This window comes from Bifidobacterium sp. ESL1130 (genome assembly GCF_058507935.1).
Window position 1 is genome coordinate 1,352,246 of sequence record NZ_CP196379.1, and the last position, 12,815, is coordinate 1,365,060.

At 59.5% G+C, this 12,815-nt stretch carries 7 protein-coding genes and 1 riboswitch; of the genes, 2 read left to right on the plus strand and 5 right to left on the minus strand.

Annotation, left to right across the window (positions count from 1 at the left end; all coding sequences use genetic code 11):
- Nucleotides 1-14 precede the first annotated feature (14 nt).
- Both ligA and ACSYSO_RS05310 read right to left on the minus strand, forming a co-directional pair.
- Entirely contained in the window at nucleotides 15-2,618 is a 2,604-nt protein-coding gene (gene ligA, locus ACSYSO_RS05305) for an NAD-dependent DNA ligase LigA (protein ID WP_489760877.1), read from the minus strand.
- Nucleotides 2,615-6,232, minus strand: coding sequence for a tetratricopeptide repeat protein (locus ACSYSO_RS05310; protein ID WP_491701654.1), 3,618 nt, complete (start codon nucleotides 6,230-6,232; stop codon nucleotides 2,615-2,617). The genes ligA and ACSYSO_RS05310 overlap by 4 nt, the downstream gene beginning before the upstream one ends.
- Before the next feature lie 51 nt (nucleotides 6,233-6,283).
- Here ACSYSO_RS05310 and ACSYSO_RS05315 point away from each other — a divergent pair, with 51 nt between their 5' ends.
- The gene (locus tag ACSYSO_RS05315) at nucleotides 6,284-8,548 is read left to right on the plus strand and encodes a glycosyltransferase (protein ID WP_489798028.1); all 2,265 of its coding nucleotides are present in this window, start codon (nucleotides 6,284-6,286) and stop codon (nucleotides 8,546-8,548) included.
- 12 nt (nucleotides 8,549-8,560) lie between these two features.
- Here ACSYSO_RS05315 and ACSYSO_RS05320 read toward each other — a convergent pair whose 3' ends face one another.
- The 3 genes from ACSYSO_RS05320 to ACSYSO_RS05330 all read right to left on the minus strand — a co-directional run bounded on the left by ACSYSO_RS05320 (nucleotide 8,561) and on the right by ACSYSO_RS05330 (nucleotide 11,855).
- Complete coding sequence (locus ACSYSO_RS05320) at nucleotides 8,561-9,772, minus strand: pyridoxal phosphate-dependent aminotransferase (protein WP_489760911.1); 1,212 nt, start codon at nucleotides 9,770-9,772, stop codon at nucleotides 8,561-8,563.
- A gap of 133 nt (nucleotides 9,773-9,905) precedes the next feature.
- Nucleotides 9,906-10,673, minus strand: coding sequence for a polyphosphate--glucose phosphotransferase (ppgK, locus tag ACSYSO_RS05325; RefSeq protein WP_489760912.1), 768 nt, complete (start codon nucleotides 10,671-10,673; stop codon nucleotides 9,906-9,908).
- Nucleotides 10,674-10,850: 177 nt separating this feature from the next.
- Entirely contained in the window at nucleotides 10,851-11,855 is a 1,005-nt protein-coding gene (locus ACSYSO_RS05330; RefSeq protein WP_489760913.1) for a glycosyltransferase family 2 protein, read from the minus strand.
- 195 nt (nucleotides 11,856-12,050) lie between these two features.
- Nucleotides 12,051-12,204, plus strand: a riboswitch (FMN riboswitch).
- A gap of 5 nt (nucleotides 12,205-12,209) precedes the next feature.
- Between ACSYSO_RS05330 and ACSYSO_RS05335 the strand changes: the two genes are divergently transcribed.
- On the plus strand, nucleotides 12,210-12,812 hold the full coding sequence (locus tag ACSYSO_RS05335; RefSeq protein WP_489798026.1) for an ECF transporter S component: 603 nt from the start codon (nucleotides 12,210-12,212) through the stop codon (nucleotides 12,810-12,812).
- The last annotated feature ends 3 nt before the right edge of the window (nucleotides 12,813-12,815 follow it).

The following is a 12,815-nucleotide window of genomic DNA, read 5'->3' on the forward strand; positions in this document are numbered from 1 at the left end:
CATAGTAGGTCAGCCTACGATTCCTGCACGTCCCCGGTTTCCAACAGCATCTTGAACTGTTCCTCGTCCAGCTGCGGAATGCCCAGCTCCTCGGCTTTCGCCGCCTTGGACCCGGCATTCTCGCCGACCACCACGTAGTCGGTTTTCTTGCTCACCGAACCCGCGGCCTTGCCGCCACGTTCCACGATGGCTTCCTTGGCCGAATCTCTGCTATAACCTTCCAATGAGCCTGTGACAACCACAGTTTTGCCTGACAACGTTTGCGGCAGCTGGCTGATTTGGGCAGCGTGACTGCCCACGCCCGCATCTTTCCACGCCTTGAGCACCGCGAAACGCCAATCGTCAGGATTGTGCGCGGCCTGGAACCAACCTGACACCGATTCGGCAATTTCCGGACCGATTCCGTCAATGGCGGACAGCTCCTCCACGCTGGCATGTTCGATGGCTTCCAAACTGCCGAAAGTCGTGGCGACCAGGCGTGCTGTGGGCGGACCGAGGCGCCGGATGGACAATGCCACCAGCACACGCCACAACTCGGCGTCTTTGGCCTTGTCAATCTCAGCGAGCATGGTGCGCGTGGTCTCGGACGGACGCACATACAGCGGCCTCTCCTCGTCGGCTTCCTTCCGCCGCTTCACCGTTCTGCTGCCTACTACCACAGCATCTTCAGGAATCTGATACTCTTCACTGCCGGCAGGTTTCTTGGCATCCAACGGCAACGTCCAGAACGCAGGGACAGTATGCCATAGGCCAGAACCGCCGAGCGCCTTGCGGTGAAAGTGCTTGCGCCCGTTGGCATCGACCTCCACGCTTTTTTCTATCACTTGAATCTCGCGCCACACATGCACGCTGCGCAACATTGCGGCGTCCAGCGAGAACAGGCCTGCCTCGCTGGTGAGCACCGGTTCCTGAGGAGCCGGGAGCACCAGGCCTGCGGCCGGCTCGTACGGTGCCGGCTCCTCCCCCGGCTTCACTTCGATCTCCTGAATGCCGGGCATGTAGGTGGCGACGCTGTCAGGCCGGTTATCTTCCGGGTTGGTCAACGCAATGGCGCTTTGCTCACCCAAGTGCTCAATATCGAACGCCTTGCGGGAAGCAAGATGGATGACCCTTTCGCTGAACTGCGCCGGGCAGGATTCGACGTTTGGACAGCGGATGTCTTTGTCGCCCTCTTTGGACGGTGCCAGTTTCGTACCACACGAAGGGCAATATTGTGGCATCTCGAACTCTCGCAACTGCTCTTCGCGACCACGCCGCCGTTCCAGCACCGGCCCCACTATCTCGGGAATCACGTCTCCGGCCTTGCGCACCACCACGGTGTCGCCGATGAGCACATTCTTGTGTTTGACTTCGGTGGGATTGTGCAATGTGGCGGCAGCCACCGTGGAACCGGCAACGTAGACCGGCGCAAGCACCGCTACCGGGGTGACCCGGCCGGTGCGCCCCACTTGCACGGTGATATCCAGCAGCTGGGTGTTGACCTCTTCAGGCGGGTACTTGTAGGCGATAGCCCATCGAGGAGCGCGAGAAGTGGAACCGAGACGACGCTGCAGCGCCAGATCGTCCACCTTGACCACAATGCCGTCGAGTGCATGCTCGATGTCTCCGCGATGCTCACCGTAGTAGTCGATCATCTCGAGAATCTGGTCGAACCCGGTCACTTCCCGGTTATGCGGGGACACGGGCACGCCCCACGTCTGGTACAACGCATAGGCCTGCGACTGGTCGTTCACCGCGTCATGCCCAGTCGCACCGTCACCCCAGTCCAAACGTCCCAACCCGTGCGCGTAGAAGCTCAGATGGCGTGTGGCGGTGATGCGAGGATCCTTTTGCCGCAGACTTCCCGCAGCAGCGTTGCGAGGATTGGCGAACGGAGGTCGCCCGGCGTTCTCATTCGCCTCGTTGAGACGTTTGAAATCGTCCCAACGCATGAACACCTCGCCGCGAACCTCCACGAACTGTGGAATATCTTCGGCCTTGCCGCCAAGATTCGGCGGTATGGAGGAGATGGTGCGCACGTTGGTGGTGATATCCTCGCCCGTCACTCCGTCCCCGCGGGTCAGCCCCTGTTCAAGTACTCCGGAACGGTAGATGAGATTGAGCGCCAGCCCGTCGATCTTGACTTCACAGGTCATGGGCAGCGCTTCGTCTTCAGGCCACTCCAACGCCTGACGCACCCCGTCATACCAGTCTTTCAGCTCATCTATAGAGAACACATCATCGAGACTCATCATCTGAGATGGATGCCTCACCGAAGCAAAATCGTTCGAGAAGGTGCCGCCGACACGATGTGTGGGAGACTGCGGGGTATCAAGCACCGGGAATGCTGCTTCCAATGCTTGCAGGCAGCGCAGTCTGGCATCATACGCCGCGTCAGAGGAGACCGGCGCATCGTCGATGTAATACGCCACTTGATCGTTTTCCACCCACGCGGCCAACTTTGCCCACAGACGTGCCGCAACCTCGCTGGTCAATGCGGGAACGTCGAGCACGGTCAACGTCATGGCATCCGCGTCGGTTGCACTCAATGCCGCAACCCAGGCCGCCGACCCTGGAGTGAACTGCGACACCCCCAGATTCAGCGCTTCCTGATGCTCGTGTGCCTCGATTCCCATCATGCCCCCAATGAGCGCAGAAATTGCATCTGCGCCATGTCGATACCATCTTGATTGCCCTCACTCATGCGAGCCTTGGCTACGGCCAATGTGCGCGCCGGTATGAACATGCCACGATCCACGCACACCTGTGCGGCCTGACTTACCATCGGCGCCACACCGATGTGCGGCCAGACCGGAATGTCATGTGATGCAAGCATCTGGCTCACCTCTTGCGGCGAAGAAGGCACAGTAATGCACTGGGATTGAGCTCTGCCTACGACCTCGTGCAGTTCTTCTGGGGCCGACTCGATCTTGCCGGGCGCCAGATGTTCGCTCATCATATAAGCGGCAGCGGCCACGTCGAGCCGATCACTCATCCATTCCGCGTAAGCCAGACGGTAGTAAGCATACGCTGCATCATCCCCGTCCAAGCTCACCCGAAGCGCGTTCAAACAGGCAGCGCGTGCAGAATTCCAGTCCTCGCCTCGTGCCAACTGCACCGCCAGACGCATATGCGAGAGCGGGTAGGCCGGAGCATAGGCCACCATCTTGTTGAGGTGCGACAGTGCCGCAGCAGGCCCCTGCACTTGCGACATCACATCCGACAGTTCCATGTGCGCGTAGAACAGGCTGTCAGGAATGAGCACCGTGCACTCGTCGGGGGTGGCGAACAGCCGGTTGTACACCACCCGCTCCGCATAGGAGTTGAAGTAACGCGGCACGCCAGGAATCGAGTCGTAACGGGCGTCAATCTCGTCGAGCGTCTGCTCCAGCAGTTCGATGGACTGATTGAATCTGCCGGAGAAAAGCAGGTCTCGCGCCTTGAGGCGCGCATCATCTATCTGCTTGCTCAGAACAAAATGGATGTCGGGCACATCGTCGCCGTCGATGAGCGCACGACTCACCATCGGCGCCAAGTCATCAAGTTCCGGGTCTCCCACCGCAGCCACGATGCGCATGGCCTCCTGTGCCTTGCCTACTCGCGGCATGGACTCATCCATCGCCAAACGTTGGAAGTCCGAATCCACGCGTTGCAGTACGTCGCCTCGCTGAATCGACAGACCGCTCACTGTCTGCGTCCCCAAAACCTGTGCTTGAGCCTGCGGCAGCACCTCATCAGAGAACTCCGGCTCCGACTGAGCGGTGGCAGGAGCAAAACGCTTATCGTGCAGGGTGAACTGCGGGACGATCTCAGCGAACCCTTCGATTGAATCCAGTGCCATTGCCGCGGCACACTGCAGATACAGTTCCTGAGGATTATCCAATCCGCCCTCGGCGATGCGCCGCATGAAATCTTCGCGGGTGAATGTCACCGTCACCACGGCAATAGGCTGAGGAACCTGCACATTGCCACGCAGCATGTCCCCTCTTGAGCCGACAGACCCGTCGCCCATGTCGGCGCCGTCCATATCATCCTCAAAATCGCCGTCGACACCAGTGCCATCACCGGCAAAACCGCCATGCTGATGCATACCGGTACCCCACAGTCCCATGCGGCGGTCACGTTCCTGCGCAGCAATGGCCATGTCGTCGATGTCGACTCCCTGCATGAGGTCAGCGAACTGCGCATCTACCGAACTGTCATCACCAGCATCATTGCGGTGTCCCGAAACGCCTGCGGTCTCGCTGTTGCTCCCTGCGCCATTATCCGTATGCGCATCGTTTTGTGCAGGGTGCTGAGCCGCATCTTCCTCGCAGGGCTGCGAAGCCGTCGCAGCCTGACGCGCGGTGCGAGCATCATCCGTCCCATCAGCCGCACGGTCTTGGGTCGAGGCATCGGTGCGAATCTGACCGTGGTCATCACTCAGGCTGACCTGCGCAGGGTCTCCGTGCACGTCGCCGTCCTTGGGATCGGCTTTGGAACGCGTGCCTCGTGAAGGAACATCGGCCCTCTTCAACGCCCCCAACGCTCGCGCGATCATCTCGCCGATCGTCGAATCCTGTGCTTCCAAGGCTTGCTCCAAGCCAAGCGACTCAATGCGCAGCGAAACACGATTCACCTGCTCACTGGCGCCAAAGCACAGCGCGGCCAGCACCAAGCCTGCACGCAGGTTGTAGTCCACACTCATCTCCACGCGTTCGCTGTGCGTATAGTCAACCCACTGATGACGGCCGCCATCCCACCGATGCTGCGGCATCATGGAGGAACCCACCGCACTCAGGGATATAGCCGTCTCGCCCTGCGCGATGTTCGAGCGAAAATCAGCGTCGAAACGGAAAGGGAAACGTAGGCTGCGCAATAACCCGGAAAGGGTTTGCCGGTATTCCCACTCCCCTTGCGCACGTTGACCGGTGCCATCTGGTTGCACACCGTCATGTTCCATGTTCTGCAGTGCGGCTTGCTGCGCGATATGCAGCACACGCTGCACAGAGTCGGCGCTTGGCTCATCCAGACGCAGCCTCCCCTGATCGTTCACGTCGAAAGCGGCTAGCGCCGGATTACGCAACAGCGTCGCGTCAATATCGGCAGCTTGCTCCACCGAAACGGTGTCTTCGATCGGCAACGATCCGACGCGTGCGTTATGTTCCAGCCAGGCACTTACGGCGGCGAAACGGTTCAGATTGCCTTCGATATGCAGTGCGCGCAACGCCGAGGACAGTTCCAACGCCTCTCCCCAGTCGAAGGCGTACATGCCGGAATGGTTCAGAGTAACCAAGCTCAACGGCTCTCTGCCATGTACCGCTTCCAGACCTTTCGTGCTCTCCAACGCCCCGGCTTCACGCATCAGTCGCGCGAAGTATTCCTCCAGGCCAGAGACACGCAGCCCCTTGGCTTTGGCTTGAGTGCCATCGGCCACGGCACGACGTATGGCACCTAGGGGCGCTTCGTGGTTGAGTCTGCGGAAAATATTGCCGGCGCCAAAGCCCATGGTGCCCACGTAATGCGGCATGGCGCAAGCGCAGAAGAAGGCAATCGCGAGCGCATCACGGTATTCGAGGTCCACGCGCAAGTTACGCGGCACGTCGAGACGCAGCTGTTCGAGCGTGTACCGCTTGCCTACGGAAAGCCAGGAGGAAAGCCACATCGGCTCTCCCGATGCGTCCCTTCCGACCACGGCACCTTGCAGGGCTTTTGGCGGAACGTAATCTGCGTTCCGGTTGCCTGCGCGCGAGATACGGCTGCTATCGGCCAGTGTTATCTCGCCTTCTTTGCTGAAGAAGAGTGCCGGGGTCAGGGATTGCACGTCATCGTTGGGATCGACGCTCACAAAAACTCGCCCTTGACCGTCAGCGAGCGCCAACTGGTGGAATCTGTTTTTAGCTCCATCGAAGAATACGCCGAGAGAGAAGGCAGTACCGTGGCGCTGCGGCAGTTGCGCCCATCCTGGAACCAATCCGTCTGCAATGCCTGGAAAGTCGGGGAACATATGCGTTTTTACCAGCGGTGAGAGCGTCAATGCGTGGGCTTCGATGCCCTCCACGATACGACTCATGTCCGCTGCGTCAGCCCCCACGCCCCCGCTGGTTCCGCTCCCACTTGGTACGCTGCTTCCCTGACCGGGTATGTGGCTTTGCTGTGCGGTTTCATAGACAGCTGAGGCGGCTTTACGAGCGGCGTTCACGACGCGCGAAAAGATGCCGTTGTCTTCCGGCAGCGAATCTCTGTCATGCATGTGCGGCGTGAATTTTGACATAGATTTTATTCTTTCAATCCATTCAGACATTCCAGCTTATAGAATAACAGGGTGAACGTTCGCAAAAACCGGCCCAACCGCCTATCCACAGCCGCTCTGAGAGCCCTGCTGTGGGTCTTGCTGATCGCCATACTCGAGTGTGTGGTGTGCAACCTGCCATTCTGGACTTCTACGTCGGCCAGCACGGATTCCGCCGCAGCGCTCAACGCGATTGGTGCCGGTCTGGAACGGCAGAACGACGGCACACTGATAGTCCATGACCCTCAACAGGCGTGGATCGAGGCAGACAGCGATGGCAGCTCCCCTTACGTGCGCGTCGACATGAACATTGACAAAACGGCCGATTCACCACACACCAGGCTCAGCAAGTCGTTCTTTGTGGCTCCGCAGGTGGATGGCCATATGGGGCGCAGCATCTCCTTGTCCCAAGATGCTCCGCGCTCCCACTATCTGAACGTGGGCCGTGGCAGCACGGTCAAGTTGTGGATTCAAGAGGCTGCCGGCACACGCGTGGCGGCCACGGACCTGCGCACGAACGTCCGCGTTCCTTTCAGCATCGAACCGGTGCGCATCGCGCTCATGGCAGTCATCGCCGTATTCGTCGAGGCGTTCCGTCCCGGATCCCCTTTGTGGCGCATATCGCTGGACACCGGCAGTCGCAAGCAGCGCGGATTGTTCTGGGGCATGTTCGCTTTGTTGGGCGCAGCCACATTGGCCGACATTATTCCCAACGCCGTATCCCCTGAGTCGATGGCATTCCACCAGCCGGGCAACTACACGTACGATTTCAACCAGTACGGCCACCTCGCCGACGCTCTGCTGCACGGTCAGGTCTCCTTGGATATGCCGGTGCCGAGCGAACTGTTGCATGCTTCCAACCCTTACGATCCTTCCGTACGCGAGCAACTGCTGCATGATGGGGTGACACCGATCTACTGGGACTATGTGTTCTATCAGGGGCACTGGTACTCATACTTCGGCGTATTGCCGGCGTTGCTGCTCTTTGCCCCCTTCCGGTTGATTTCCAGCTGGTTCACTCCTGGAGGTCTCATGCTCTCCACGCATGCCGCCGTGGGCATAATGACATTCGGCATTATTCTCTTCGCTGCCCTGCTCATGATTCGCGTGACCAAACGGGTCGCCCCCAACGCCCCACTGGCCGGCATGATATTGGCACTGCTCACCTTGCTGGTGGGGTCGAACGTAAGCTATCTGGCGTTGCGCACCAACTTCTATTCGGTGCCTTGCGCCGCTTCCCTCCTGCTGAGCATCGTTGGCTTGTGGTTCTGGTTCGGTGCCATCAACTGCGAAGAAAAGCGCAACAAACATACGGTACGCATCGGATCGGCCCCACCGGTCTCATGGCCCCATTTGGCGGCGGGATCTCTGGCGATGGCAGGTACGATCGGGTGCCGCCCCACGTTCATCTTCACGGCTTTGCTGGCACTTCCCCTGTTTTGGAGGCAGCTGCAGGCCATTGCCAAAACGCTTCTTTCCAAGCGCTTCAGGCCCACAGATGGCAGCACAGCGCGAGCGGAGCGACGAAATGCCATCACTTTGTTATGCGCGGCGCTCCTGCCTGCATTGGCCATCATCATTTCCGTCGGCATCTACAACGCCGCACGCTTCGGTTCGCCGTTGAACTTCGGGGAACAATACCAGCTTACGGTATCCGATATGATGACCGTTACCGGCAATGCGCGCAACCTGATGTCTGAAATCGGATACTATCTGGCCACTCCCCTGACCTTCATGGACCGTTTCCCCTTCTTGGGAATCACCGCAACTCCGATGACGAACTGGAGTTACACCGACCCGATGGCCGGCGGCCTGTTCATGCTGTGCCCGGCGCTGCTACTGGTGGTCGCGCTGCCATGGATGCGTCGTCGTCTACGCACGTCAGGCATCTTCCCCACGCTGGTGGCAGCAGTGGCCCTTGCTGCGCTGCTAATCGTGGTGGACAGCGCCAAAGGCGGCCTGTCATGGCGCTACATGATTGATTTCGGCTGGCTGCTGGCGTTGGTGGCTGCTGTGGTGCTGGTGACAGTGACTGCCAGCATGCATGCGGACACCTCCGGCGAGTTGCGCGTACTCACAGCCGATGAAACGCATGCAAGCGCGTCTGCCATGTCATGGCACAGCACCCCTGTACGGCTCGCCGCCATACGGTTACTGTGTGTGGTGCTGGTCAGCGCCAGCCTGCTGATCAGTGTGCTCACCGCATTCACCCCAGGACGAGACGATGCGCTCATCAAACACGATCCGGTATTGTTCCACACCGTACAGTCCTGGTTCTCGCTCCTCTTTTCACTGTGAACCGTGCAGCTCTTAGAGCACCATGGCATCGACTGCATCCAACAATGCGGCAACATTGGAGGCAAATACATCAGGTTCCGGCAACAAGGATAATGCCATGGCGCCGTTGCCCGGCATGTCGAAGAAGTATCCAGGCTGACCGGTGAGATGGTGGTGCTCGATGAGTGAGAGCGTCAATTCGGTCTCATCGATCGTCGAGGGGAAACGCACCAACACGTTCCAGCCTCCCTCGGGCCGCAGCAAGGACACCAGCCCGGATTCATGCCGATCCAACATGGTGTGCAGCGTGGCCAAATTGGCATGGACACGCCCTCCGACCCGAGCAAGTTGGCTCGGTGCCGCGCCCAGCAGTTCGGGCATCTGCTCGGCAATGATGTTGCTCATCGGCAGGTAGTCGTCGGCAATCATGTCCAATCTGCACAGTGATTCCTCTACCAGTTCATCTGGCCCGGAAACCTCGATCCACCCCACTTTGGCGTGCGGCGCGGCCAACAGTTTGGAGAAGCCGTCGAGCGCAAAGACCAATGCTTCTTTCTCCCGAGCAAAGCGACGGTTGCCGGGGAATGGCTCGAGCGTGTAGTCGAAGAACACCTCATCGGCGATGATGGCGATGCCACGTTGCGCGCACAATGCCACCAAGCGGGCACGCTCGTCCGGTTTAACATAGGAGCCGGTGGGATTGTTGGGGTTGATGACGACGATGGCTCGAGTGCGAGAGCTGGCTTCGGAATCGAGCAGCATTTCAATTTGCGACAGATCCATGAACCATGATCCGTCGAACGACAGCTGGTATTCGAGCGTCTCCACGTTTTCCAACCGCCCTATGGACTCAATGAGAGGGTATCCGGGTTTGGGCGCCAGTACAACGTCTCCGGCGTCGCACAACAGTTTGAACAGCCACGAATACGCCTGCGATGTGGAACTCAACAGGTAGAGTCTCTCAGGGTCTACCGCATGCCCCTCCTGCCCTTCTCCACTGCTTTCGGCGCGACCGCGTTCTTCCAGAAATTCGGCTAAGGCGCGGCGTGCTGTCTGCGGCCCCTTGGGTTGTGCATCGTAGATGCCGGGAACCAATGCCGGTCCGAGTCCGTTGGCGGTGGGGTTTGAATCGTTGAGTTTACCCAATGCCACGCCTCGGCTCTTGGCTTGCGCTTCGGCCTGGGCAACGGCGTTGAGTGTCACGCTGCCCACACGTGATGAAAAATGCACCGGCCGGTACGACATAGGCACACACCTTCCTTGATTTGAGCGTGTATCTGCTTATCTGCCGGCAGCGCCCACAACCGGCACCGTCACGCTCCCTATACAGACGGGGGCGAGCCTCAAGACTCGCCCCCGAATATCAATGGCAGAATGCTCACGCCTGCTTGGTCGCCGCATAGTATGCGGCACCGATAATGCCTGCCTCGTTACGCAGCTGCGCCGGCACCAACGGGGTCTTGATCTCGATGTACGGCAGGAACTTCTCGCTCATGCGGCTCACGCCGCCACCGACTACGAACAGATCCGGGCTGAAGTACTTTTCCAGCAGCCCGTAATACTTGGTAAGGCGCTTGGCCCAACGCTTGTAGCCCAAGCTCTGCTGGTCGCGCACTGAGGACGCAGCATACTTCTCCGCGTCGCCCTTGCCCTTCTGCAGCTCGATGTGACCAAGCTCAGTGTTGGGAATGAGCACACCGTTGTAGATGAGTGCCGTGCCGATACCGGTTCCCAGCGTGGTGGCGATGACCAGACCGTCATGCCCCTTCGCCGCACCGAACTGCTGCTCGGCAAGACCTGCGGCATCAGCGTCGTTCACCACCGTGACAGGACGGCCGCACGCCTGGGAGAAGACCTCGGTCACATCGGTACCGATCCAGGACTTGTCAAGGTTGGCCATGAAGTCAATGGTCTGACCGGGCTTGATGGGTGCCGGGAACGCGATGCCCACCGGAGCGCTGGCAGGAACCTCGAAATGGTCGAGCTCCTGGCGCACCACTGCCGCCACCGCTTCAGGGGTGGAGTTCTCGGGGGTGAGAATCTTCAGGCGCGGCTCGGCAAACTGCCCGTGCTCCAAATCGACGGGAGCCGCCTTGATGCCGGAACCACCGATATCGACACCGAAGGCCTGCGCTGTTTCAATCATCATTACCCCTTTGGTTCATGAGCTTATAAACTCAGGTATCTTAACTCATCCGATACCCAAAAAGACGACACGTTACGCAACATGCCCATATTGCCGCCCCGTCTGCATTCGGCGGAGTTCGACCGTACGCACCGGCACATCAGACGATCAGCCGATCTGCCGGCAGGTCGGTTTCGCTCAACGCAAAGACGGCATGGGCTTCCAGTCAGGGTCGTGCAGCAGTTTTCTCGAATCGATCCATCCCTTGAAGATCTGCTTGAGCCCATTGCCCAGATGCTCACGGTCTACAGCCACCAGGCGAATCACCTCCTTGACGCCCGTCAGGAAGGTACCCAGGGCGAACATCGCCGGACGATAGTCGCCGTGCGCCATGAAGTAACGCGCCATATAGCCGCGGTTGCGCATGATGTGGTAGCGGTTCATGTCCGAAGTGGAGTTGAGCTGGCGAACTCCAGCGATGTCCCAGTTGCCGATGGTGCGCGTGCGGCGGATGATGCGGTCGACCACCACAATCGACTCGGTGACTTTGCTGGCCAGATAACCGTACATGGTGTCATCCCAGTAGATGAAGAAGCGTGGGTCGGGGAATCCGATTTTCTCGACGATGCAGCGGCGGAACAGCCCCCCCTCGAAGCACAGGGTGTTCATCCGGTGATACCCGGACGGCCCAAATGCCGCAGGAGCGATGGGATTGGGAATACCCAGAGGAACGATGAAGTCGTACTGCCAGTAGAACGGACCTCCATCAAAATCGAAGCGCGAGCCTTGGATGACATCGTGGTTGGGCGTCCACTTGGCCAACTTGTCGATGGCGTCAGGAAGCACCGCCACATCATCATCCATCACCCAGAACCATTGCGCGCCGAGCTCATAGGCTTTCTTCACACCGGCATTGAACCCGCCGGCACCACCGATGTTGCCGCTTTGCGGGGCATACACCACGCGCGAACGCCCGCCCTGGTCGTCAGGATCGGTCTGCCCCCAACGTGCCGCCACTCTGGCCGAAAACTCAAGCACCATGTCTCGGGTGCGGTCGCTGTGCTCGTTGTCCACCATCACGATGCGCCATGGCGCCTGTTCCAAGTGCTCGATGGATTCCAGCAGCTCTCCCAACAACTCCTGGCGCTTGTAGGTCACCACTACGATGGCCAGGCGTTCGATGGTTCGCCCTTGGTGAAGCATGCCACGACGTGCCGGCCGAGCAGCACCGGAACGCTCAATATCCTTGCCGACCGAGGGGCGCTGCGAATCTGCGGAGGTCATGTGTTCTGTTTCATTCATACCGTCATTCTTGCACGCCCGCCCAACGAGACCGGACGGACGTACCGTTCACACTCTCGTGCCCATTTGGCGAGCCGTACGTGTATAGCTTGGAAGTGCAAGTTTCAGGGAAGGTGCAATTCCTTACTGGCGGTAACGTCCGGAACCACTGTCATAACGGTTCCCGGCACGAAGCCCGCGCGCTGCGCAAGCGGCTGATTCGGTGAGACTCCGAAGCCAACGGTCATAGTCCGGATGAAAGAAACGAGGCTCGATATGAGCTCTAATCAGCATACCCAAAACAACGATGGGCGCCGCGATAAGACGCAGTCCTCCCATGCCACCGGCGTTGCCGATTCCGGCCGCTGGTCCACCCAACGCATCGCCGTCTACGCGCTGTTTGTAGCGCTGGCCATGGCGCTGAGTTTTGTGGGGTTCCCCATCATGCCGGGCACCAACTGGCTGAAATATGATCCATCCGGCATCGTTTGCCTTATAGCGGGATTCGCATTCGGCCCCTCGGCGGCGGCCATAGTAAGCATTTTGAGCTTCCTGCCGCACGTGTTCGGAGACCCTTGGGGAGCCCTCATCGCCATCATCGTGGCACTGTCGCTGAGCATGCCCGCGGCGTTTATCTACAAAACTCGCCGCACGCGCGGCCGTGCAGCCGTTGCCATCATCGTGGGAGCCGTGTGCGCGCTCATCATGGCCATCGTGTGCAACCTGCTCATCACACCGATCTACACCGGTTGGCCGGTAGACAAGGTCGTGGCCATCATCGTGCCTACCTTGCTGCCGTTCAACCTCATCAAGTTCGCCATCAACGGCGTGGTCACTTTCCTGATCTACAAGCCGATCTCGAACTTCCTGAATCGCTGACAC

Coding starts and splice junctions, on each gene's coding strand:
- ligA (WP_489760877.1), bottom strand. CDS start 2,618: ATGATGGGAATCGAGGCACACGAGCATCAGGAAGCGCTGAATCTGGGG.
- ACSYSO_RS05310 (WP_491701654.1), bottom strand. CDS start 6,232: ATGTCAAAATTCACGCCGCACATGCATGACAGAGATTCGCTGCCGGAA.
- ACSYSO_RS05320 (WP_489760911.1), bottom strand. CDS start 9,772: ATGTCGTACCGGCCGGTGCATTTTTCATCACGTGTGGGCAGCGTGACA.
- ppgK (WP_489760912.1), bottom strand. CDS start 10,673: ATGATTGAAACAGCGCAGGCCTTCGGTGTCGATATCGGTGGTTCCGGC.
- ACSYSO_RS05330 (WP_489760913.1), bottom strand. CDS start 11,855: ATGCTTCACCAAGGGCGAACCATCGAACGCCTGGCCATCGTAGTGGTG.
- ACSYSO_RS05335 (WP_489798026.1), top strand. CDS start 12,210: ATGAGCTCTAATCAGCATACCCAAAACAACGATGGGCGCCGCGATAAG.